This window comes from Myxococcus sp. AM009, from assembly GCF_013372605.1.
Lineage (GTDB): Bacteria > Myxococcota > Myxococcia > Myxococcales > Myxococcaceae > Myxococcus > Myxococcus vastator.
This window is the reverse complement of the sequence record NZ_JABXEP010000015.1, coordinates 47,919-70,454: the sequence shown is the minus strand read 5'-3', so window position 1 is coordinate 70,454 and position 22,536 is coordinate 47,919. Positions and strand designations below refer to the sequence as shown.

Genomic DNA, 22,536 nt, shown 5'->3' with positions numbered 1-22,536 from the left:
CGTCTAGAGGTCGAAGCTCCCGGCCGGCGGCGGCTTCTTGCCGCGGGTCGCCTGCTCGCGGGCCCTGCGCACCTCCTCGCGCAGGGCCTCGGTGGCCTCCCGGTCCACCTCCAGGGTGTCGAGGTCGAGCACGTCTCCCTCGCGCAGGCCGGCGGGCAGCGCGCGCAGGGGGCGCGTCACCTCACGGCCCTCCACCACCAGCACGGCGACGTCGTCTTCGATGCGGTCCAGCGTGGCCCGGGTCGTCATGGGGCGTGGCTCCTCAGGGGTTGCAGTCCCGGGCAGGCCGCCGTCCGCGCGAGGCCTCTTCCCGGCTGGAGAAGGTCACCAGGTTTGATGACTTGATCTTCACGACGTTGCGGCAGCCGGGCTTGTGGAACACGTCGCTGCGGCTGCTGCCGACGTAGGTCCCCACCGTCACGGCGCCTGAGCCAGAGGCGCCGCTGCGCGAGCGCGGGCCCGCGCGGGAGGGCGGCGCCCCGTCGCCTGCCGGCTCGTCGAGGCTCAGGGTGTACATCTTCCCCGTGGGCTGCTTGCCCGAGGCGTCACGCGTGCCGGAGCGGCCCGTCGAGCGCCGGGAGTCCCCCGCGAGCGCGGCGTCCCGGGGCGTGGGCGTGCCCAGGCCCGGGTAGCTGTAACGGGTGTCCTCCGGGACGCCGGCGGACAGCCGCTGCGGCGTGACGACGAGCGTCTTCCCGTCGCTCACCACCTGCACCTCGCCGTGCAGGTCGGTGCGGAACACCTGCGCGCCGGTGGCCTCCAGCCGCTTGAGGGTGACTGGCGCGGGGGCGCCAAGCAGGCTGCCTTCGCCCGCGGAGATGACGGTGGCGCGGGCCCCCACGGCCGACAGGAAGGCGGCGGAGGTGGGCCCTTCGGTGCCGTGCGCGGCCACCTTGAGCAGCGTGGCCTGCATGGGGGCGTTGCGCGCCAGCAGGTGGTCCACCGTCCGGGCATGCGCGTCCGCCATGAAGAGCACCGCGGTGTCCCCATAGGTGAGCCGGAGGATGACGGAGTTGGCCTCCAGGGCGGCCTCGGGCACGTCGAGCAGCGGCTCGGTGGGCGCGCGGGGCCACAGCACCGTGAGGGACACCCCCGCGCCCAGGGGCAGCCGCTGGAGCGCGTTGGGCGTGGCGGGGGAGGGGGACGGGGAGATGAACTCCACGCCCTGGCTGGCCACGGCGCCGAGCAGGGTGTCATACGCCTTGGGCGTGGCGCCCAGCTGCGGCTCCAGCAGTTGCCGGGCGCCCACGCGCTTCAGCACCGGCTCCAGCGCGCCATGGTGGTCCGAGTGCGGGTGGGTGAGCACCACCAGGTCCAGCCGCTGCGTGAGCAACTCGGGCAGCCGGTTCACCAGGTGCTCCGCCGAGGAGGCGGGGCCCGCGTCCACCAGCGCGGTGTACCCGTCCGGCGACACGATGAGCGCTGCGTCCCCCTGGCCCACGTCGAAGAAGTAGACGTGGAGCTTCCCGTCCGGGGTGCCCCCGAAGTACCGCCGGGGGCGCTCCGCCGGGCGCGCCGCCACCGGCTGCGGCGGAGGTGGCGGCTCCTTGCAGGCCGCCAGTGCCAGCAAAACGGCGAGGAGGAGGCGCGGGCGGGAACTCATGGATGGCAATCCTCGGCGGGGCGGCGCTCGCGCACGGCTTCGGCGCGGCTCGAATAGGCGGTGCGGTTCGACTTGGAGCGCTTCAGGGTCCGGCAGCTCTCTTTGTGAAACACCTTGCTGCCCTTGAGGCTGAAGTATCGGGGCGTGTCCGTGCCGCGTTGCGTGGTGTCGGTGCCGGGGGCCTCCGCCGGGGTGGACGGGGCGCCGCGCCCACGGGGCGTGCTGGTCCGGCGCGTTCCCCGGGTGATGGGGCCCAGCGCCACCGGGCCGGCCTTCACGCCTCCGGGAACCAGCTCCGAGGCCCCGCCGCGTTTCTCCGCGCGCAGGGAGACGACGTTGCCGTCGCTGGTCGCCACCACCTCGCCGTCCTGGTCGGTGCGGAACACGGTGGCCTTCACCGCGCGCAGGCGCTCCAGCACCGCCGGGGTGGGGTGCCCGTAGTCGTTCTTCGCGCCCACGGAGATGACCGCGGCCTTGGGCTTCACCGCGGCCAGGAAGCCCGCGGTGGACGAGTGCCGACCGCCGTGGTGGGCCACCTTCAGCACGGTGGAGGTGAGGTCGATGGGCTTGCGCAGCAGCGTGGCCTCGGTGTCCGGCTCGGCGTCGCCGGTGAAGAGGAACGCCGTCTTGCCGTAGGTCAGCTTGGCGACGATGGAGTTGGAGTTCGGGTCCGAGCGGGTGCCCGTGAGGAAGGCGTCCTCCGGCACGCGCGGCCACAGCACGGTGAGCGCCGCGCCATCTCCCAGGCCAATGGTGACCAGCGAACGCGGGTCCTGCGGGTTGGGCACGGGCGTCATCACCTGGCCCACCTCGTCACCCACGACGTTGAGCAGGTCGCGGTACGCCTCGCTCGGGTGGTCGAAGCCCGGGTCCATGAAGCGGCGGGCCCCCACCGAGCGCAGCGCGGAGGACATGCCGCCCAAATGGTCCAGGTGGGGGTGCGTGAGGATGGCGAGGTCCAGCGGCGCCTTGACCAGCTCGCGCAGTCGCTGCTCCAGGCGGTGCCGCGCGTCGGGCGGGCCGCTGTCGATGAGCACCGTCTTGCCGGTGGGGGAGATGATGAGCGCGGCGTCCCCCTGGCCCACGTCGAAGAAATGGACCGTGAGGGGCTGGCCGGTCGATTGGGCCAGGGCCTGACCCGGAGTCGAGGCGAGGAGGAGGACGAGGAGTGCGAGCCACCGGACAAAGGACATCACGAGACCGACTCTACCGCTCCGCTCCCCCCTCTGGCACCCAGGGGCTCGGAGCAGGCGCGCTTCTCCCGCGAGCGCTTCCCGAGGGCCTGGAAGTGGGCTAAGGGGCCGGGCATGTCCGACTCCGAAGACCTCTTCCATTTCGTCGAGGACATTGCCAACCAGGCGCGCCGCCGGCTCGAGGCGTGGAAGGAGGAGCAGACGCCCGGGGCCAGCGCTCCAGCGTCGGGTCCGTCCACCGCCCGCGTGGACCTGGACAAGGTGCGCTCCCACGCGGACCTGGCGCCGTACATCGACCACACGCTGCTCAAGCCCGAGGCTCGCGCCGAGGACGTGGTGAAGGTGGCCGAGGAGGCCCGCCAGTACGGCTTCGCCACCGTCTGCGTGAACAGCACGCACGTGGCCACCGCGGCGCGGGTGCTGGCCGGCACGTCCACGCTGCCCATCGCCGTGGTGGGCTTTCCGCTGGGCGCCTCGCTGCCGTCCGCCAAGGCCTTCGAGGCCCGGGAGTCCATCCGCGCCGGGGCGCGGGAAATCGACATGGTGCTGAACGTGGGCGCGCTCAAGGCGCACGACTACGCGCTGGTGCACCAGGACATCGCCGCCGTGGTGGAGGCCAGCCGGCCCGTGCCGGTGAAGGTCATCCTGGAGACGTCCCTGCTGACGGACGAGGAGAAGGTCATCGCCTGCTCGCTCTCCAAGGCCGCGGGCGCCGCCTTCGTGAAGACGTCCACGGGCTTCGGTCCGGGCGGGGCCACCGAGGCGGACGTGGCGCTGATGCGCCGGGTGGTGGGGGACACGGTGGGCGTGAAGGCGTCGGGCGGCATCCGCTCCGCCGAGGACGCGCTGAAGATGCTGCGCGCGGGGGCCAACCGCCTGGGTGCGTCCGCGTCGGTGGCCATCGTCTCCGGGCAGACCTCCACCGCGAAGTACTGACCCGGGGCGGACACCGTGAACGCGAAACAGCGAGAGGAACTCATGGCGCTGCTGCTCGCGCTCCACTCGGAGCTGACGGAGAAGACGCCGTCGAGAATCGAGCCGAACCGCACCGATGACGCGCGCATCGGCGGCGACGAGGACGAGCAGCCGCTCAACGAGATGATGCAGGCCATCGCCTCCAACCGGAACCGGAACATGGATGGCGTGCTGGCCCGCGTGCTCAAGGCGCTGGGCAAGCTGCGCGAGGACCCGGACGGCTATGGCGAGTGCGAGGAGTGCGGCGAGGAGATTCCGCTCGGCCGGCTGCGCGCCATGCCCTACGCGGAGTTCTGCGTGACGTGCCAGGGCAACAAGGATGGTCCCAAGGGCCGCGCCACCCGCAGCAAGCTGACCGACTACACCTGAACAACCGGCGTGCGAGCCTGTGTGCGTCGCGCGCCCTCAACGGCTACACGAGGCTTCGAGGGCTCATGGACACCACCGGACTGAAGGAGCGGGCGGAGGCGTGGCGTCAGGCGGATCCGGACCCGTCCACCGCGGCGGAGCTGGCGGCGCTGCTGGCGAAGGCGGACTGGGCGGAGCTGGAGGACCGCTTCTCGCAGGACCTGGAGTTCGGCACCGCGGGCCTGCGCGGCGTGCTGGGCGCCGGTCCCAACCGGATGAACCGCGCCGTCATCCGCCGCACCACCGCGGGCCTGGCGCGCTACCTCAAGGAGCAGGTGCCGGACGTCGCCACCCGGGGCGTGGTGGTGGGCCGCGACGCGCGCAACCTGAGCGTGGAGCTGGCCGAGGACACCGCCGCGGTGCTGGCCGCCGAGGGCATCCCCGCCCACGTCTTCCCGGAGCCGGTGCCCACGCCGCTGGTGGCCTTCGCCGCGCTGCACCTCAACGCCGCCGCGGCCGTCATGGTGACGGCCAGCCACAACCCGCCCGAGTACAACGGCTACAAAGTCTATTGGGGCAACGGCGCGCAGATCATCCCGCCGCATGACACGGGCATCGCCTCCGCCATCGCCCGGGTGGAGCCCGCCAACCGCGTGCCGCTGCTGACCCCGGCTGATGCGCGCGCCAGGGGGCTGTGGCGGGATTTGCCCGCGGCCATCGGCGACGCCTACGTGCGCGCCATCCTGGGGCTGCGCGTGGTGGGCAAGGGCTCCGAGTCGCTGTCCATCGTCTACACCGCCATGCACGGCGTGGGCGGCGTCTGGGCCGTGCGCGCCTTGCGCGAGGCGGGCTTCCCGCGCGTCACCCCCGTGGCCGAGCAGCAGCAGCCGGATGGCCGCTTCCCCACCGTGCGCTTCCCCAACCCGGAGGAGCCGGGCGCCATGGACCTGGCCACCGCCACCGCCGAGCGCGTGAAGGCGGACGTGGTGCTGGCCAATGACCCGGACGCGGACCGGCTGGCCGTCATGGCGCGCGACGCGGACGGAGCGCTGCGGCTCTTGACGGGCAACGAGGTGGGCGTGCTGCTGGGCCACTACGTCCTCACCCAGGGGCCGAAGCAGGGCACGCCGCACGTCGTCACCACCATCGTCTCCTCGGCGCAGCTGGGGGACATCGCGCGCTCGCTGGGCGCCGCGTGTGACGAGGTGCTCACCGGCTTCAAGTGGATCGCCAACCGCGCGCTGGAGCGCGAGCAGGCCGAGGGCACCCGCTTCGTCTTCGGTTACGAGGAGGCGCTGGGCTACACCGTGGGGACGGTGACGCGCGACAAGGATGGCGTGGGCTCGGCGCTCGTCATGGCGGACCTGGCGGCGTGGTGTCAGGCGCGCGGCACCACGGTGCTGGGCTACCTGGAGGAGATTCAGCGCGCGCATGGCCTGTACGTGGGCGCGCAGCGCAACTTCACGTTCCCCGGCGCGGCGGGCGCGCAAATCATTCGCGGCATCATGGACGCGTTCCGTGCCTCGCCGCCGAAGGACATCGGCGGTGACGCCGTCCGCGCCGTGAGCGACTACAAGAAGGGTGAGCGGGGCCTGCCGCCGTCCAACGTGGTCGCGCTCGAGCTGGAGAGCGGCGGCCGCGTCACGCTGCGTCCCTCCGGCACCGAGCCGAAAATCAAATACTACTTCGAGCTGAAGGAGACGCTCGCCGACGGCGAGCCCCTGGCTCAGGCCCGCGCGCGCGCCGAGTCCCGGCTGGCCCGCTTCATCGCCGCTTTCCTCGGCCTCGCGCGTGAGCGCGGGCAGCCAGCGTGAGTCTTGTGACGCTGCACCACATCCACCGCTCGCCCCCGCGGGCGGCCTTCGCAGAAAGGTACCGTGTGAAGCGACTGCTCCCCGGAGTCCTCCTCGCTTGCTTCCTGGCCCTCCCCGCCACCGCGCTGGCGCAGCGCGGGGGGCAGGGTTGGTCCGTCCTCGCCGGTGAAACGCTGGGGCGGGGCAACACCGCGTTCCATGGCCAGCTTGGCTGGCCCGGCATCTCCCTGGGCCTGCTGCACGGTGGCTCGGAGCGCTTCGACATCGGCGGCAAGTTCAGCTTCAACTGGGGCCGCGAGGGCTGGGTCCGCTACACGGACCCGGGCATCAAGCTCCAGGCGTGGATGCGGCTGCAGCTCGTCCAGGAGCGCAACTTCTCCCTGGCGCTCACCTTCCAGCCGGGCCCCTTCTTCTACTTCAACCGCCGCGACACCGACGTGGGCCTGGCGCTGCCCGTGGGGCTGGTGGTGGGCATCCCCGCCGGCAGCGCCGTCATGGTGAACCTGGGCCTGGACATCCCCTTCCACGTCTACTTCGGCGAGGGAATCGGCCCGGTGTTCCCCGTCCTCGTGGGCGGCGGCCTGGAGTACTTCGTCAACCGCCAGTTGGGGGTCACCTTCAACGTCCGGCTGGGGCCCGCCGTCATCCCGGACATCGACGACACCGAGTTCACGTTGGAGGCGCTCTTCGGCGTCGCCTACCGCTTCTAGCTACCAGGACGACGTCTGCTCGGGCAGCTCCACCGTGAAGGTGCTGCCCAGGTTGACGCGGCTCTTCACCGCCACCGCGCCGCCCATGGCTTCCACCAGGGTGCGCGCGACCGTGAGGCCCAGCCCGGCGCCCTTCTCGGGGGCCTTCGTCGTGTAGTAGGGCTCGAAGACGGCCTGCAGCTCGTCCTCGAAGATGCCGATGCCCGTGTCCTTCACGTACAGGCGCGGGCCGAAGTCCCCGAAGATGTCCGGCAGCTCCACGCCCACGTGGATGCGACGCGGGCGGTCCGTCACGTCCTCCACCGCGTCCACCGCGTTGGCCAGCAGCTCCACCACCACCTGCTCCAACTGGCGGCGGTTGAAGACGACGGCGATGGCCTCGTCCGGCAGCTGCACCTTCACCTCGGCGGCGCCCAGGCGGCCGGCGTCGCGCATGCGCTCCACCACCGCGGGGATGAGGTCGCGCAGGTCGAAGCGCTGGATGTCCTTGGGGCTGGTGGGGCCCAGCGACAGCAGGTGCTGGCCGTGCAGGCGCATCTGCTCGCCCGCCACGCCCAGCTTCTTGAGCTCGTCGGCGTCCGGCGGCAGGCCCTGCGAGGCGCGCATGCGCACGTGCTCCAGCGCCCGCTGGAGGCCTTCGCCCACGCGGCCCAGGTTCTGCGCCACGTCCGCGGCCAGCGTGCCCACGCGGGCCAGCCGCTCCATCTCCACCCAGCGGACGCGTGGGTCCTGCAGCGCTTCGGCGCGCTGGCCACCGCGCTCGCGGTGCGCCTTGAGCTCCAGCAGCGTGTGGATGCGGACCTTCAGCTCCAGCGGGTCCAGGGGCTCGGTGATGAGCAGGTCATCCACGCCCGCCTCGAGCACCTCGCGGCGCGTCTCCCGGTCGGCGCTGGGCGTCAGCATGAGCACGGGGAGGGCGGGGCTTCCCAGCGCGTCCTGGAGGCGCCGGTACGTCGCGAGGCCGTCCGTGCCGGGGCGCTCCACGTCGAGCAGCACCAGGTCCGCGGACTGATGGGCCGCCGCCGCCAGGCCGCTGGCCGTCAGCACGTCATAGCCCGCCGGCGCGAGGATGGAACACAGCCGCTCCATGCCGCCCGACTCCACGTTCACGGCCAGCACCCGGGGCCGATACGTCGCGGTCTCCGTCGTCTCCAGCATCACGCCACCCCTACATGGTGACCAGGTGAGCCTTCACCCGGGTGTTCCAGGCCGTCCTACGGACCTCTCTCGCCCTGGATGGAGCTCCCCCCTGGGCGCCTGCGTCCAGTCCGGTACGTGATCCGATACCGCGCTGTGTCTATGCGAGGCTCATGCCGCGCTTCGTCCCGGCGCGTCGGAATCGCCCATTGCACCTCCAACGAGGGCAGCCCTGTAACGTCGGGGGGTTGAATCGTTTCGACACTGGAGAAAGTTGCCCCAACTGGAATCCGGTCAACGAAAGAAGGGGTCTTTCATGACCTGAATTCGATTTTCACCCGGGTATTGAATGACCTCTTGCGCGCAAAACGTCAGCGCGACTCTTGTTCGTAGGGCGTCCCGAGCGCGGCGGGGGCGCTGCTGCGCTGGCCCTGGAGGGTCAGCACCCCCAGCGTGAGCAGATAGGGCAGGGCCAGGAGGACGCCCTGGGGGATCAGCTCGACCAGGCCGGGGGCGCTCGACACCAGGCCGATGCGCAGCGCGTTACCGAAGGCGAAGAAGGTGGCGGCGAGGAAGGCGCCCACGGGCGTCCACCGGCCGAACACCATGGCGGCCAGGGCCATGAAGCCCAGGCCCGCGGGGGTGTGCTGCTCGAAGCGGTCCAGCACGGCGGTGGACAGCACCGCGCCGCCCAGGCCCGCCAGGAGCCCGCTGCCCAGCACCGCGCCCCAGCGCAGCCCCGGCACCGACAGGCCCAGGGTGGCCACGGCCTGGGGCTTGTCGCCTACCGCGCGCAGCCGCAGGCCCAGGGGCGTGCGAGTCAACAGGCCCTGGAAGGCGAAGGGCAGGAGCAGCGCCAGGTACGTGGGCGCCGAGTGCCCGGACAGCGCGCCCAGCACCGGCACGGCGCCCAGCCCGGGGATGTCCCAGCGGGTGAGCTGCTGGATGGGCGGGGTGCCGTTGGGGCCGTAGAGCGACTCCAGCAGGAAGGTGCCGCCCGCCAGGGCCACCAGGTTGAGGGCGATGCCGGACACCACCTGGTCGGAGCGCCAGCGGATGCTCAGGAAGCCATGCACGCCGGCCAGGGCCGCGCCCGCGAGCATGCCCATGACGACGGCCAGGGGCGTGGGCATCGTCAGCGCCGCCACCGCCGCGCAGAAGGCGCCCACGCGCATCATCCCCTCCATGCCCACGGCGACCACGCCCGCGCGCTCGGAGAGCACCGCGCCCAGGGCGGCGAAGATGAGCGCCGGCGCCGCGTCCAGGGTGGAGAACAGCAGCGAGTGGAGGACCTCAAGCACGGGGCACCTCCGCCGACGCCGCGGGCGCCACGCTCCGCCGGCGCAGCACCGCCAGCCACACCATGCGCCCGGCGACGAAGAGCAGCGCCAGGCCCTGGATGAGTTCGGGGAAGCTCTTGTGAACGCCGAGCAGCTGCATGCGCGTTCCGCCCGCGCGCAGCACGCCGAAGAAGAGCGCGGACACGGTGGCGCCCAGCGGGTGGTTGTTGCCGATGAGCGCGATGGCGATGCCGTCGAAGCCGTAGGGCGCGCCCAGCGTTCCGGGGTAGCGCCCCTCCGTGCCCAGCACCAGCACCGCGCCCGCGAGCCCCGCCATGGCCCCCGCGAGCGCCATGGCCAGGCCCATGCGCCGGGCCACGGGGATGCCCGCGGCGCGCGCGGCCTCGGCGCCCAGGCCCACCGCGCGCGTCTCGAAGCCGGAGCGCGTGCGCGTCAGCCACACCCACACCGCCAGCGCCGCGACGAGCGCCAGCGGGAAGCCCAAATTGAGCCGCGAGCCTTCGCCCAGCAGCCGGGGCAGCACGGCGGTGGCCTGGATTTCGGCGGTGCCGGTGATGGACTGGCCGCCTTCGGCCGCGGCGCGCAGCGGGCCCACCACCAGCCAGTTGTCCACCAGGCTCAGCGCCACCCAGTTGAGCATGATGGTGGAGATGACCTCGTGCACGCCCCGGTAGACGCGCAGCAGCCCGGCGATGCCCGCCCACGCCGCGCCCGCGAGCGCCGCGCCCAGCAAGGCCGCCGGGACGTGGAGCACGCCGGGCAGCGACACCTGCGCGCCCACCACGGCCGCGGCCAGCGCGCCCAGCAGCATCTGCCCCTGCGCGCCGATGTTGAACAGGCCGACCTTGAACGCCACCGCCACGGACAGGCCGGTGAGGGTGAGAATCGCGGCCTTCATCGCGGACTCGCCCAGCGGGCGGGTGATGACGGTGGCCGCCGCGCCGTCCAGGTACGCGGGCCAGTTGCCGATGCCACCCCACAGCATCTGCAGATAGGCGTCCGTCGCGGTGCCCGGCTCCAGGGTGAGCGCGATGAGCACCCAGCACACGCCCAGCGCCAGCAGCACGGAGAGCACCGACGGCAGCAGCTGTCTCACGCGCTCAGGCATGGCTCGGCTCCGGGGTCCCCAGCATGCGCCGTCCCAGCTCGCGCTCGTCGAACGCGTGACGCGGGAAGTGGCCCGTCACGCGGCCCTCGAAGAAGACATAGACGCGGTCCGACAGGGCCAACACCTCTTCCAAATCGAGTGACACCAGCAGCACGCCCGTGCCCTGGTCGCGCGCCTCGCGCAGCTTCGCGTGGACCTGCGCCACCGCGCCCACGTCCAGCCCGCGCGTGGGCTGCACCACCACCAGCAGCCGGGGCCGCGCGTCCAGCTCGCGCGCCACCACCACCTTCTGCTGATTGCCGCCGGACAGGGCGCGCAGGGCGACCTCCGGGTCTGGCGGCCGTACGTCATAGGCCACGGTCAGTGCGCGCGTGCGCTCGCGGCGGCCCTTGAAGTCAATCCACGGGCCCTTGGCGAAGGGCGGCCGCGTGTGCCGGCCCAGGGCCACGTTCTCCTCCACGCTGAGCGCCTTCACCACCGCCCGGTGGAGCCGGTCCTCGGGGATGTGCCCCACGCCGCGCGTCCGCGCCTGGGCCGGAGTGAGGCCGCTCAAGGGGCCTCCCAGCAGCGTGCCGCTCCCGGATGTCAGCGCGCGCAGGCCGGTGAGGACCTCCGCCAGCTCCCGCTGCCCGTTTCCGTCCACGCCCGCGATGCCGACGATTTCACCCGCGCGCACCTCCAGGTCCACGCCGCGCAGGGCAGGGCGCCCCGTGTCGCCGGTGGCCTGGAGCCCACGCACGTCCAGCAGCGGCTCGCCGGGCGCCTGGGACACGGCCGTGGCGGGCGCGGCGGCCGGTGCGCGCTGGCCTTCGCCCACCATGAGCGCGGCGAGCTGTTCGGCCGTGGTGTCGGCGGCGCGGACCTCCGCCACGCAGCGGCCCCGGCGCATGACGGCGATGCGGTCCGCCACGCCGAGCACCTCTTTCAGCTTGTGGCTGATGAGCACCACGGTGTGGCCCTGGGCGACGAGTCCGCGCATGACCCGGGCCAGCTCATCAGCCTCCTGCGGCGTGAGGACGGCGGTGGGCTCGTCCAGGATGAGCACCTGGGCGCCGCGGTGCAGCGCCTTGACGATTTCGACCTTCTGCTGCGAGCCCACGCTGAGCGTGTCCACGCGGGCCCGGGGCTCCAACTGGAAGCCGAAGCGGGCGCAGGTGGCGGACACCTCCTGCACCGCGCGCTCCAGGTCCAGCAGTCCGTTGCGGGTGGGCTCGCGGCCCAGCACCACGTTCTCCGCCACCGACAGCGTGGGCACGAGCATGAAGTGCTGGTGCACCATGCCAATGCCCCGCGCAATCGCGTCCCGGGGGCTCTTGAAGCGCACGGGCTGGCCGTCCAGCGACAGCACGCCCGCGTCCGGCTGGTAGAGCCCGTAGAGGACGTTCATCAGGCTGGACTTGCCCGCGCCATTCTCACCCACCACGGCGAGCAGCTCGCCACGGTGTACGTCCAGCGACGCGTCCGCCAGCGAGACGCAGGTGCCGAAGGCCTTGTGGATGTTCCGGAGGGAAATCAGGGCGCGGCAGCCTGGAAGGAGGCGAGGTCCGCCGGGACGGCCGGGATTTGGAGCGACCCGGAGACGATGCGCTGGCGCAGGGCCTCCACCTTCTGGAGCGCCTCCGCCTTGCCGGGGAAGTCCACCCGCACCTGGGCCATGCCCACGCCGTTCTCCTTGAGGCCGAGCACCTGCTCGCCCGCGGAGAACGTGCCGTCCACCAGGTCCTTCGCGGCCTGGTACACGGCCAGGTCGGTGTGCTTCATCATCGACGTGAGGATGGCGTCCGGCGCCACGTGCGCCTGGTCGGAGTCCACGCCAATGGCGTACACGCTCTTGCCCGCGGCGCGCGCTTCCTTCACCGCCTGGATGACGCCGATGCCGTCCGCGCCCGCGGCGTGGAAGAGGACGTCCGCCCCCTTGGAGATGAGGTCCTGCGCCACCTGCTTGCCGGCGGCCATGTTGTTGAAGCTGCCCGTGTAGACGGACATGAGCGCCTGGGACGCCTGGGCGTTGGTCGTCTTCACGCCCGCGCGGTAGCCCACCTCGAAGCGCTGGATGAGGGGCACCTCGATGCCACCCACGAAGCCCACCTTGTTCGTCTTCGTCACCAGCCCGGCCAGCGCGCCCACGAGGAAGCTGCCCTCCTGCTCCTTGAAGAGGACGGTGCGCACGTTGGGCAGCTTCATGGCCTTGCCCTGCGCGTCCAGCACCTGGCTGTCGATGAGCAGGAACTGGGACTTCGGGTTCTCCTGGGCGGAGGTGCGCACCGCGTTGGCCAGCATGTAGCCGTTGCCCACGGTGAGCCGGGCGCCCTGGTCCACCAGGAGCTGGAGGTTGGGGACGTAGTCCTCCTGGGCCTTGCTCTGCAGGACGATGGGCTGGATGGCCAGCGACTGGAAGCGGGCGGCGTCCGCGGCCAGGTGGGGCGGCAGGGACTGGCGCACCTCGGCGGGCGTGGCGTCCACGTACTTTCCGCCCTCGTAGCGCTTGCCCGCGGCCCACAGCTCCAGGCCCCGAAGCGCCGCGTCATTGAAGGAGTGGTCTCCTCGGCCGCCCACGTCGATGACGAGCCCCACGGGGAGGGCCTTCTTTTCCGTCTTCCCGGCGGCGGGGGCCTGGGCCCCGGAGGGGGGCGCTTCTTCCTTCTGCTTGGAGCACGCGCACAGGAGGGCGGTGAGGGCGAGGACGTGGAGGCGGAGCATCATGAGGCGCTTATCTACCAGATGCCCGCCCTTTCCCGGAGTGCATGAAGGGGTGGGTTCCTGCTATGGGCTCGCCTCGTGCAACCCTACGAGCTCATCAAGGCCAAGCGGGATGGCGGCCGGCTGGATCCGGCGGACATCCGTGCGTTCATCGAGGCGTATACGGCGGGGACGGTGGCGGACTACCAGATGGCGGCCATGTGCATGGCCATCTTCTTCCGGGGCATGGACTCCCGGGAGCTGGGCGCCTGGGCCCGCGCCATGCTGGAGTCCGGCGAGGTCCTGGACCTGTCCGACACGCCGGGTGTGAAGGTGGACAAGCATTCCACGGGCGGGGTGGGCGACAAGGTCTCCCTCAGCCTGGCGCCGCTGGCCGCCGCGTGCGGCGTCCCGGTGCCCATGATTTCGGGCCGCGGCCTGGGGCACACGGGGGGGACGCTGGACAAGCTGGAGTCCATCCCTGGCTTCAACGTCAACCTGCCGACGTCCGAGTACCGGCGGCTGGTGCGCGAGGTGAACTGCTGCCTGATTGGCCAGACGGCGCAGGTGGCCCCCGCGGACAAGAAGCTCTACGCGCTGCGGGACGTGACGGCGACGGTGGACTGCATCCCGCTGATTGCGTCCTCCATCATGAGCAAGAAGCTGGCGGAGGGCATCGACGCGCTGGTGCTGGACGTGAAGGTGGGCAGCGGCGCCTTCATGAAGCGCGACGAGGACGCGCGCACGCTGGCCAAGACGATGATTGGCCTGGGCGCGGAGATGGGGAAGAAGGTCGTGGCCCTGCTCACCGACATGGACCAGCCGCTGGGCCGCAAGGTGGGCAACGCGCTGGAGGTCATCGAGGCGGTGGACATGCTCCGCGGCAACGCGCCGGAGGACTACACCGAGATTACGTATGCCCTCACGGCGGAGATGCTGGTGCTGGGCAAGAAGGCCGCTTCCGTGGAGGAGGCGCGCGAGCAGCTGCGCAAGGTGGTGGAGGATGGCAGCGCGGTGCGCAAGCTGAAGGAGATTGTCCAGGTGCAGGGGGGAGACCCGCGCGCCATCGACGACTACTCGCTGCTGCCGCAGGCGAAGTCCACCGCGGACGTGGTGGCGCCCCGGGACGGGTTCGTCACCGGCATCGACACGGAGGGCGTGGGCCTGGCGGCGGTGGCGCTGGGCGCGGGCCGGCAGCGGACGGACAGCAAGATTGACCCGGCCGTGGGCTTTACGCTGCTGAAGAAGACGGGCGAGTCCGTGAAGCAGGGCGAGCCCGTGGTGCGCGTGCACTACAACGACGCGGCCCCGCTGGAGAACGTGAAGGCGCGCCTCCTGGCCGCGTACCACTTCGGCGACGCGGCCCCCGCGGCCCGGCCGCTCATCCGCGAGCGGGTGGAGTAGGGCGCGGCGCTGAGTGGTGACCCGGGAGCCCCCGTCGATGCCCTGCCAGGGCGCGGCGCGGGGCTCCTTTCACGTGGCGCCTCAGGGAGTGGCGCCGGTCAGGTCGCCTCCGCCTCCGCCCTGCGGGCCACGAGCAGCGACTCGATGTCCCGGATGACGCGGATGCACAGCACCGCCGCCGCGATGGAGAGGCTCTCCGCGAGAATCCCGGCGAGGAGCGACACGGACAGCGAAGAGGCGCTCGCGGTATCCGCCCGGGCGAAGGTGTTGCCGACGTTGCTGATGATGTTGCTGAGGATCCACGTCGCCCACCAGGCCGTGAGCATGGACCGCCGCTCAGGAGGGCCGCCCAATGCTTGCCAGAGGCCCCGCACCACCTCGAGCGGCTTGACGAGGTTGGCGAACGGAATGAACCAGCAGAACGTGGCCCAGCCGGTTGATTCGTCGCTCAAGCCCAGGGCATTGGCGGTCTTCACGCTCAGGCGCAGCCAGCGCAGGTAGAGGACCATGGTGGCGAGCATCGTCAGCAGGGAGGGGAGCGCGAGCAGCGCGTTCAGTTGGTCGAAGGACTCGGCGTCTTCGAGGCTGGGGCTCCCATTTTCGAAGCTCAGGTAGAGCCAGAGGTTGAGGATGGCGACCGGGACGGCGAGGACCGCGCTCGCCGCCAGGGCCACGCTCGCCCACCGCGTCCGGGCCCGGGTGAAGGGCAGCGCCTGGACCTGCCGAGCGGAGCAGGGTGCGCAGACACCCGCCTGGGCTGTCCGGCACTTCGCGCAGAGAAAGCGCCCGCACCGCTCACACGTCCCCGTGGACGGTTCGCCATCATGTTCAGGGCAGACGGGGGCTGTTTCGGGAACGGCGGATTCGGTCATCATGGTGTCGTCAGGGCAAGGGCAGGCCGCCGCGCACGCATCGCGCGTTGGAACGAATAGGGAGCGGGCGGGAGGAGGACCTTCGGCGGCGCACTCTAGCGGGAGGGCCCGTCGTCGCACAGAGGTGCCCCGGACCCGGCCCGCCACCGGGAGACGGTCGGCACCTTCTGGCTTCACCCCGCACAGGGAAGGCGCCATCCTTCAGCCCTGAGCCATTCGGGGCAGGGGAACATGAACCAGGGCGCGGCGCTGTACATCCATCCGGGCGTGAAGGTCCGGCCGTGCGAGTGGGGCTACGGCGTCTTCACCGACGCCTTCATCAAGGCGGGCGACCTCATCGAGGAATGCCACTACCTCAAGCTGCAGCGCACCCTCTCCCAGAACCCCCAGCTCCAGGACTACGTCTTCCTGCTCAAATGGGCCGCGCACGAAGTACCCCGGCAGGGCGAGTGGGTGGCGCTCGTGCTGGGGTATGGGATGATCTACAACCACGCCCGCGAGCCCAACACGTCCTATCACCGCGAGGCGACCCGGGACGTCTTCTGCTACCACGCGCTGCGGGACATCCACCCCGGCGAGCAGCTCTGCATCAGCTACGGCGAGGACTGGTGGGCGTCCCGGGATCAGGGCGTCCCGGCCTGAGCGCCTCGCCCAGCCCCCCCGCGCCGGGCCCCCGGTGGGGCGCGGGCAATCCGCCAAATGGCCCGGCCTGGAACGGTGGGGCCCCAAATTCCCGGCCTCGCGCGCGGGTGTTCCCTCGTATGATGCCCAGATGACGAGGCGTCGTGACAAGGCGGGGAGGGCGGTCGGAGGGGTGGACGTCGTCTCGGACGAGACGGCGGCACGCGTCTACGGTATGGGCTCGCGGGCCAGGACCCACGGGGACGTGGGTTTCAAATGCGTGGCGGTGGCGCGAGCATGAGCGGCAGGGAGGTAGCGGCGATGGCCGAGAGGAACGACTCGATGAGCGACAAGGCCGAGGACCGACGGGACTCACCCCGGGTCCCCATGCGCCTGAAGGTGCGCCGGGAGGACAGCTCGGGGGACTTCGAGCAGCATGAGGGAGACCTGTCCCTGGGCGGCTGCGCCTGGCAGGGCTCCGGGTGGGCGCAGGGGACGCGGGTGGAAGTCCGCTTCCACCTGCCCATGCTCCCCGATGAGGTGGTGGCGAAGGGTGAGGTGCTCCACGTCACGCAGGGCGCCAACGGCCCGGCGGCGCGGGTCCGCTTCGTGGACCTGCCGGTGGAGTCCGAACTGGCCATCGCGCGCCACCTGGATGACGTGCAGCGCGGTACGGCCCGCTCGTAACGGCCCGCAATCCGGCTTCGTGTAGGAGGGCGTCATGGCGGACGAGGTTCCCTGGGAGCGCCTGTTCGAGGAAGCCGCGCGCGTGCGTGCGCGCGCCCACGTGCCCTATTCACGGTTCCCCGTGGGGGCCGCCGTCCTCTATGCGGACGGCGCCGTGGTGGCCGGCTGCAACGTGGAGAACGCCACCTACGGGCTCACCGTCTGCGCGGAGCGCAATGCCTTCGCCGCGGGAGTGGCCCAGGGGCACACCCAGCCGGTGGCCGTGGCCATCGTCGTGGACACCCCCGAGCCCTGTCCTCCGTGTGGCATGTGCCGCCAGGTCATGGCCGAGTTTGGCGGGCAGGAGTTGCCCGTGCGCAGCCGGACGCCGAAGGGCGGCGAGGCGCGCTACACCCTGGGAGGGCTGCTGCCGCATGCCTTCACCAAAGACTTCCTCTAAAGAGAGAGCCTGAGCACGCCGTGGATTTGCTCCTGACTGGTGGCACGGTTGTAACGATGAACCGCGAGCGCGAGGTGCTCGTGGATGCGGACGTCCTCGTCCAGGATGGGCGCATCGCCAAGGTGGGCCGGGGCCTCAAGCCCCGGGGCACCCGGCGGGTGGTGGACGTGACGGGCAAGGTGGTGCTGCCGGGCCTCATCCACGGCCACCTCCACGCCTGTCAGACGCTCTTCCGCGGACGCGCGGATGGACTGGAGTTGCTGGACTGGCTCCGCGAGCGCATCTGGCCCTTCGAGGCCGCGCACGACGCCGCGTCCATGCGGGCCTCCGCGGACCTGACCTTCGCGGAGCTCATCCGCTCGGGCGCCACGGCGGCGCTCGACATGGGCAGCGTGTACAACTACGACGCCGTCTTCGAGTCGGCGCGGGACTCCGGCTTCCGGCTGGTGGGCGGCAAGGCGATGATGGACGCGGGCGCGGGCGTGCCCGCGGGCCTGCGCGAGAGCACCGAGGCGTCGCTGCGGGAGAGCCTGGCGCTGAAGGAGCGCTGGCACGGCACGCACGACGGCCGGCTGCGCTACGCCTTCGCCCCGCGCTTCGTGCTGTCCTGCACCCCGGCGCTGCTGCGCGAGGTGGCGCGGCTGGCCCGGGAGCACGGCCTGCGCATCCACACCCACGCCAGTGAGAACGCGAAGGAGACGGACGCGGTCCGCCAGTACACCGGCGGCGAGGACAACGTGGCCTTCTTCCACACGGTGGGGATGTCCGGCCCGCACGTGACGATGGCCCACTGCGTGTGGCTGTCCCAGGAGGAGCAGGACCTCCTGCGCGACACCCGCACGGTGGTGTGCCATTGCCCCGGCTCCAACCTCAAGCTGGCGTCGGGCATCGCCAAGGTGCCGGAGCTGCTGGAGGCCGGCGTGGCGGTGGCGCTGGGCGCTGACGGGGCGCCCTGCAACAACACGCTCGACATCTTCTACGAGATGAAGCTCGCCGCGGTCATGCACAACCCGCGCGTGGGGCCGTGCGCGATGACGCCCATGCGCGTGCTGGAGATGGCCACGCTGCACGGCGCCCGGGCGCTGGGCCTGGAGGACGAGGTGGGCTCGCTGGAGCCCGGCAAGCGCGCCGACATCACCGTGGTGGACGTCAGCGGCCTGCACGCGGGCCCCACGCCCGAGGACGTGCTGGTGCCGCTGGTGCACTCCGCGCGGGGCAGCGACGTGGCGCACGTCTTCATCGACGGCCAGCCGGTGCTGCGCGACGGCGTGCTCACCACGCTGGACGCCTCCTCCGTCCTGGCGAACGCGAACGCGCAGGTGGCGCGCATCCTCAAGCGCCGCCAGAAGAAGGCGCGCAGCGGCTGAGGCTCAGGCCGGCAGCCGCAGCACGAAGGACGTGGACCAGCCGGGCGCGTCCTCCACCGCCAACCGCCCGCCGTGGGCCTCCGCGGCGAGCCGGCAGAAGTAGAGCCCCAGGCCGTAGCCCCGGCGGCTGTCCCGCTCCGGGTCGGCCTGCCCGTACTTGTCGAAGATGCGCCCGCGCGCCTCTTCGGAGATGGGCGGGCCGTCGTTGCGCACCGCGAGCCAGCGGCCGTCCTCATCCGCGCCGGCCTCCAGGCGCACCCGCCCGCCCGACGGGGCGTAGCGCAGGGCGTTGGTGGTGAGGTTCTCCAGGACGCGGACCAGCAGGCCGGCGTCGCCCACCAGCTCCAGCCGCGCGGGGACCTCCGCGTCCAGGGTGAGCTTGCGCGCGCGCGCCATGCCCTCCAGGGAGCGGCGCACGTCCTCCACGATGCGCGTGGCCGGGAAGGTGGCCCGCTGCGGCTCCAGCCGGCCTTCCTCCAGCCGGGGCACGTCCAGGAGGTCGGAGATCATCCGGTCCAGCCGCGCGGTGACGGCCAGTCCCGTGCGGACGGACTCGCCGAGGCCGCCGTGCCGGGGCACCTCCTGCTCCATCCACGACAAGGACAGCGTCAGCGCCGACAGGGGCGAGCGCAGGTCATGGACCAGGAACTCGGTCAGCTGCTCCTTGTCCCGTTGCAGCCGCTGCAGCTCGGCGTTCTGGGCCTGGGCATCCGCCAGCATGCGCTCAATCGTGCGGCGCGCCTCCTCCACTTCCTGGAAGCGGCGGGCCTCCAGCGCCCGGTCCACTTCCAGGCGGGAGAGCGTCACCGCCAGGCCGCGCAGCCGCCCGGTGCCGTAGTGGCTCACCACGGCCACCAGCACCAGCGCCACCACGGCGATGGCCACCGCGCCCCAGCCCACGTCCGCCTGCCGCATGAGCGTCGCCTGGGCCACGGCGGACAGCAGCGCGGTGCCGTAGACGACGGTGCCGCGCATGCCCAGCCCGCTCAGGGCGACGACGAGCGCGAACAGGCCCAGGCTGAAGCCCGCGACACCCGCCGGAAAGGGCGACACGGGCAGGGTCGTGGCCTGGAGCCAATACACGAGCCCCACGTCCACCAGGGACTGCACCGCGCCCAGGCCCCGGGCCACGCGCCGCTGGCGGAGCATGAACAGCACGCCAGCGACCGAGGCGTAGAGCCCCAACGCGGGTGGGTACACGCCCCAGTCCCGGCCTCCGGCCAGCCACAGCGTGGTGCTGATGGCCAGGAAGAGGGCGGCGCCGACGAGCCGCACCGCCGCGCCCGCGCCGACGACGCTCCGCCGCTGGGCGTCCATGGCCCGCGACATCGTCTCTTCGAGCGGGCCGGGCACGGGAGGCGGAGACGTCACGAGGCGTGGGTTTTCCCCGCTTCCTTCGTTGCTTGCAAGCCCTGCCACCTATCGTGCGGAAGCGGACGGAAGGGCGGACGCAGCACGGGCGGGCCCCATTTTCCGGCGCGGAACCGTCACGTCACGCTTTTGTATCCGCCGCAATCGCCTTAGGTAGAAGCGCGTAAGGACAGAGAAGCCATTGGGACTGTGTCTGCTTGCTCGCCCCGGCAATCGTGTAAGGTGGCTGCAAGTAGGTCTGGACGGAGGTAGACCGCCGATATGTGGCAACGATTCAAGAGAGCAATGCGCAGCTTCGCCGGGTTCTTCGTCTCCTCCATCGAGGACCCGGAGTTGATTCTCGAGCAGAACGTCCGTGACCTGAACGACCAGGTCCCGAAGATGAACGAGTCCATCGCCATGGTCCGGGCGAACGTGACGCTGCTGGAGAAGGAGAACGCCAAGTACCAGGACGACGTGCGCTCGCTGACGGCCAAGGTGAAGGCCGGCATCCAGGCGGGCCGTGACGACCTGGCCGCGCAGTACGCCTCCAAGCTCCAGATGGAGCGGGACGCGCTGGCCCGCAACGAGCAGCAGCTCGCCACCGCGCGCCAGGCCTACGAGAAGGCCCTGTCGGTGAAGAAGGCGTTCATGCGCGAGAAGGAGCGCAAGACGCAGGAGGCCATGAACGCCATCCGCGAGGCGCGCCGCGCCAAGTGGCAGGCCAAGGTCGCCGACACGATGGAGTCCTTCACCGTGGCGGGCATCGACTCCACCCACGATGAGATGCTGCGCAAGGTGCAGGAGAAGTCCGCCATCAACGAGGCCCGCATGCAGATGGCCCTCGAGTCGGTGGACCACACCGCGGCGAACATCGAGGAAGAGGCGGAGAAGATCCAGGCCGACGAGCTGGTGAAGCAGTTCAAGATGGAGATGGGGCTCGTCAGCAGCCCGGCGCCGGTGTCCGAGGTGGGCAGCGGTCCGGAGAAGACCATCGGCAAGAAGGTCGGCGTCGAGTAGTCCGTCTTGAATGAAGCTCCACCGCGGTCCAGGTCTCTTCCTCTTCCTGTTCCTCTGTGCGCTCGGCGCGAGCTACGTGCTCGCGTCGCGCATGGGGTACCTGGACCGCTTGCAGGAGCGGTACTTCCCGTCCACGCGTGAGGCGGTCCGCCTGTCGCCGGGAGACTTCCCGGCCGGCGTGGCGGCCCCGGTGGCGGACGTGGCCTCCGTGCCCCTGCGGCCGGTGCTCATCGGCTTCAGCCCGCGCGGCGCCTCCGCGGGCCTGCTGGTGGCGGCGGGCGGGGCGACGACGCTGGACAACCCGGTGCCTCCGCCCGGCGCGGCGCAGGGGCTGCTGAAGACGGCCTATGCGCTGGACGCGCGGGCGGTGCTCTTCGCCAAGGAAGACGACCTGCGGCACGCGCTGGCCATTGGCGCGGAGAACGGCGGCGTGGACATGGCCACCCTGTCCGTGGACCGGCTGGCCGCGTGGGCGCCGTCGCTGCGGGACGCGGCGCCCCGCACGCTGATGCTGGTGGGGCGCAGCCGGGGGCAGGAGGCCCTGGCCGCGGTGGGTGTGCCGGACCTCGCCTCCCTGCGCGGCAAGCGCCTGGGCGTGTATCCGTATGGCTCGTCGCACTACTTCGCGCTGTGGCTGCTGTCGCGCGCGGTGCTGGCGACGACGGCGGATGCGCCGCACCTGGTGGCCACGGTGCTGGTGGCCCGGGGGGACTTCGCCGCGCGCTACCCGGACGCGGTGCGGCGGGTGCTGCGGGGGCTCCTGGACACGGGGCAGAGCGTGTTGAAGGACCCGACGGCGGGGGCCCGGATGCTGGGCGAGGTGGCGCCGTACCTGGGTGACCCCATTGAAGCCATCCGGAGCGCGCCGCCGGCCACGCTGGCGGACAATCGGGCCTTCTTCGGGCTTTCCGGCGAGGCGCCCGTCACCTATGACGAGCTCTTCCAGAGCGCCGCGGCGCTCTTCCAGAAGTTGAAGCGAGGGCCTCCGGTGCCTCCCGCGGAGGACACGAAGGATTTGGGGGCCTTGAAGTACGTGTCGGAGGCGCGCGGCCCCTGACGCTGGAGGACGGACGTGGCGAAGTCGCCGAACTACATCAAGGCCGCCTTCATGATGCCCGCCAACCTGGTGGGGCTGGGCACGGCGGCTGCCTCGGCGGCCATGACGGGCGAGCCGCTGCCCATGCTGGTGGCGCTGGGCCTGGAAGGCCTCTACCTGGGCGTCATGTCGTCCATGAAGCGCTTCCAGCGGGCGGTGCGGGCGAACACGCTCGACGACCCGGAGGCGGCGCGCAAGGCGCTGGACGCGCTCCAGGCGGACCTGGCGCCCTCTCAGCGCGAGCACTACCAGCAGCTCGTCGGGCTGAAGGAGAAGATCCTCGCCAACTACCGGAAGCTGCCGGGCGGCAAGGTGTTGGAGGCGGACAGCGAGCCCCGGCTGGATGCGCTGCTGACGTCCTTCCTGCGGCTCATCTCCACGCTGAACCAGTACCGCACGTACCTGAACAGCTCCGACCGCGAGCACCTGCAGCGCGAGGTGGCGGAGCTGGAGGCGGACCTGGCGCGGGAGACGAACCCGCGGCTGAAGGACGTGAAGCAGAACCGCGTGGACATCCTCCGCAAGCGGCTGGCGCGCTTCGAGCAGGCCGGTGAGAGCCGCGAGGTGGTGAGCCACCAGCTGGCGGGCATCGAAGATTTGATGCGGCTGACGCACGAGCAGTCCGTGGCCATCCGCGACCCGGAGGTCGTCAACCGCCAGCTCACCATGCTGAGCGCGGAGGCGGAGGCCACCGAGGAGTCCGTGCGGCAGATGGAGCAGTTCCTCGAGTTCTCCGAGGAGACGCGGGGCCCGCTGCCCCACGGCGGCCGGGTGCGTTGAAGCTCCACGGCCCGCGGCCGTCGCCTGCCCAT

Annotated in this window: 22 protein-coding genes and 1 pseudogene; 12 read left to right on the top strand and 11 right to left on the bottom strand. The window is 71.6% G+C overall.

The annotated features are described in order from the left end of the window. Positions 1–3 precede the first annotated feature (3 nt). From HV824_RS06315 to HV824_RS06305, 3 genes are read right to left on the bottom strand one after another with little or no spacing between them, the layout of a single operon-like run. The gene (locus tag HV824_RS06315) at positions 4–249 is read right to left on the bottom strand and encodes a DUF3006 domain-containing protein (RefSeq protein ID WP_176418172.1); all 246 of its coding nucleotides are present in this window, start codon (positions 247–249) and stop codon (positions 4–6) included. A gap of 13 nt (positions 250–262) precedes the next feature. Continuing rightward, complete coding sequence (locus HV824_RS06310; protein WP_176418171.1) at positions 263–1,603, bottom strand: ComEC/Rec2 family competence protein; 1,341 nt, start codon at positions 1,601–1,603, stop codon at positions 263–265. Further along, the gene (locus tag HV824_RS06305) at positions 1,600–2,796 is read right to left on the bottom strand and encodes a ComEC/Rec2 family competence protein (RefSeq protein ID WP_176418184.1); all 1,197 of its coding nucleotides are present in this window, start codon (positions 2,794–2,796) and stop codon (positions 1,600–1,602) included. Before HV824_RS06305 ends, HV824_RS06310 begins: the two co-directional genes overlap by 4 nt. 114 nt (positions 2,797–2,910) lie before the next feature. Between HV824_RS06305 and deoC the strand changes: the two genes are divergently transcribed. From deoC to HV824_RS06285, 4 genes are all read left to right on the top strand, one after another. Further along, entirely contained in the window at positions 2,911–3,732 is an 822-nt protein-coding gene (gene deoC / locus HV824_RS06300) for a deoxyribose-phosphate aldolase (RefSeq protein ID WP_176418170.1), read from the top strand. A 15-nt stretch (positions 3,733–3,747) separates the two neighbouring features. Continuing rightward, positions 3,748–4,140 carry a TraR/DksA C4-type zinc finger protein gene (locus HV824_RS06295; protein ID WP_176418169.1) on the top strand — a complete coding sequence of 131 codons (393 nt, stop codon included), beginning with the start codon at positions 3,748–3,750 and terminating at the stop codon, positions 4,138–4,140. A 65-nt stretch (positions 4,141–4,205) separates the two neighbouring features. Beyond that, positions 4,206–5,933: a phospho-sugar mutase gene (locus HV824_RS06290; RefSeq protein WP_176418168.1), complete on the top strand. Its 1,728-nt coding sequence runs from the start codon at positions 4,206–4,208 to the stop codon at positions 5,931–5,933. Between the two features lie 65 nt (positions 5,934–5,998). After that, positions 5,999–6,643: a hypothetical protein gene (locus HV824_RS06285; RefSeq protein WP_176418167.1), complete on the top strand. Its 645-nt coding sequence runs from the start codon at positions 5,999–6,001 to the stop codon at positions 6,641–6,643. Here the strand turns inward: HV824_RS06285 and HV824_RS06280 are convergent, their stop codons facing one another. The 5 genes from HV824_RS06280 to HV824_RS06260 form a co-directional block, all read right to left on the bottom strand. Beyond that, complete coding sequence (locus tag HV824_RS06280) at positions 6,644–7,801, bottom strand: sensor histidine kinase (protein WP_176418166.1); 1,158 nt, start codon at positions 7,799–7,801, stop codon at positions 6,644–6,646. A 350-nt stretch (positions 7,802–8,151) separates the two neighbouring features. Then, on the bottom strand, positions 8,152–9,081 hold the full coding sequence (locus HV824_RS06275) for an ABC transporter permease (RefSeq protein WP_176418165.1): 930 nt from the start codon (positions 9,079–9,081) through the stop codon (positions 8,152–8,154). Further along, positions 9,074–10,189 (bottom strand): ABC transporter permease, encoded by a 1,116-nt coding sequence (locus HV824_RS06270; protein ID WP_176418164.1) that lies wholly within the window; start codon positions 10,187–10,189, stop codon positions 9,074–9,076. Before HV824_RS06270 ends, HV824_RS06275 begins: the two co-directional genes overlap by 8 nt. Beyond that, positions 10,182–11,657 (bottom strand): ABC transporter ATP-binding protein, encoded by a 1,476-nt coding sequence (locus HV824_RS06265; protein ID WP_255207812.1) that lies wholly within the window; start codon positions 11,655–11,657, stop codon positions 10,182–10,184. The genes HV824_RS06270 and HV824_RS06265 overlap by 8 nt, the downstream gene beginning before the upstream one ends. Before the next feature lie 44 nt (positions 11,658–11,701). Beyond that, positions 11,702–12,892: a BMP family protein gene (locus HV824_RS06260; protein ID WP_176418163.1), complete on the bottom strand. Its 1,191-nt coding sequence runs from the start codon at positions 12,890–12,892 to the stop codon at positions 11,702–11,704. Positions 12,893–12,967: 75 nt separating this feature from the next. On the opposite strand from HV824_RS06260, the gene HV824_RS06255 reads away from it, so the two are divergent. Next, positions 12,968–14,272 carry a thymidine phosphorylase gene (locus HV824_RS06255; RefSeq protein ID WP_176418162.1) on the top strand — a complete coding sequence of 435 codons (1,305 nt, stop codon included), beginning with the start codon at positions 12,968–12,970 and terminating at the stop codon, positions 14,270–14,272. Positions 14,273–14,370: 98 nt separating this feature from the next. On the opposite strand, the gene HV824_RS06250 is transcribed toward HV824_RS06255, so the two are convergent. Both HV824_RS06250 and HV824_RS37225 read right to left on the bottom strand, forming a co-directional pair. After that, the gene (locus HV824_RS06250; protein ID WP_368670944.1) at positions 14,371–14,946 is read right to left on the bottom strand and encodes a DUF4328 domain-containing protein; all 576 of its coding nucleotides are present in this window, start codon (positions 14,944–14,946) and stop codon (positions 14,371–14,373) included. Between the two features lie 96 nt (positions 14,947–15,042). Beyond that, positions 15,043–15,144: pseudogene (locus tag HV824_RS37225) on the bottom strand (B-box zinc finger protein); the annotation flags it as partial. A 231-nt stretch (positions 15,145–15,375) separates the two neighbouring features. On the opposite strand from HV824_RS37225, the gene HV824_RS06245 reads away from it, so the two are divergent. The 4 genes from HV824_RS06245 to HV824_RS06230 all read left to right on the top strand — a co-directional run bounded on the left by HV824_RS06245 (position 15,376) and on the right by HV824_RS06230 (position 18,258). Beyond that, the gene (locus HV824_RS06245; protein WP_176422881.1) at positions 15,376–15,786 is read left to right on the top strand and encodes an SET domain-containing protein-lysine N-methyltransferase; all 411 of its coding nucleotides are present in this window, start codon (positions 15,376–15,378) and stop codon (positions 15,784–15,786) included. Between the two features lie 300 nt (positions 15,787–16,086). Beyond that, positions 16,087–16,452 carry a TIGR02266 family protein gene (locus HV824_RS06240; RefSeq protein WP_255207805.1) on the top strand — a complete coding sequence of 122 codons (366 nt, stop codon included), beginning with the start codon at positions 16,087–16,089 and terminating at the stop codon, positions 16,450–16,452. Positions 16,453–16,486: 34 nt separating this feature from the next. After that, complete coding sequence (locus HV824_RS06235; protein ID WP_176410488.1) at positions 16,487–16,891, top strand: cytidine deaminase; 405 nt, start codon at positions 16,487–16,489, stop codon at positions 16,889–16,891. 20 nt (positions 16,892–16,911) lie between these two features. Then, positions 16,912–18,258, top strand: coding sequence for a 5'-deoxyadenosine deaminase (locus HV824_RS06230; RefSeq protein WP_176422880.1), 1,347 nt, complete (start codon positions 16,912–16,914; stop codon positions 18,256–18,258). Between the two features lie 3 nt (positions 18,259–18,261). Here the strand turns inward: HV824_RS06230 and HV824_RS06225 are convergent, their stop codons facing one another. Beyond that, positions 18,262–19,629, bottom strand: coding sequence for a HAMP domain-containing sensor histidine kinase (locus tag HV824_RS06225; RefSeq protein ID WP_176422879.1), 1,368 nt, complete (start codon positions 19,627–19,629; stop codon positions 18,262–18,264). A 261-nt stretch (positions 19,630–19,890) separates the two neighbouring features. On the opposite strand from HV824_RS06225, the gene HV824_RS06220 reads away from it, so the two are divergent. Genes HV824_RS06220 through HV824_RS06210 form a run of 3 tightly spaced genes read left to right on the top strand, consistent with a single transcriptional unit; the run spans position 19,891 to position 22,504 of the window. Then, positions 19,891–20,628, top strand: coding sequence for a PspA/IM30 family protein (locus tag HV824_RS06220; protein ID WP_176418156.1), 738 nt, complete (start codon positions 19,891–19,893; stop codon positions 20,626–20,628). Positions 20,629–20,638: 10 nt separating this feature from the next. Beyond that, complete coding sequence (locus HV824_RS06215; protein WP_176422878.1) at positions 20,639–21,685, top strand: hypothetical protein; 1,047 nt, start codon at positions 20,639–20,641, stop codon at positions 21,683–21,685. 15 nt (positions 21,686–21,700) lie between these two features. Then, the gene (locus tag HV824_RS06210; protein ID WP_163786156.1) at positions 21,701–22,504 is read left to right on the top strand and encodes a hypothetical protein; all 804 of its coding nucleotides are present in this window, start codon (positions 21,701–21,703) and stop codon (positions 22,502–22,504) included. Positions 22,505–22,536 lie beyond the last annotated feature (32 nt).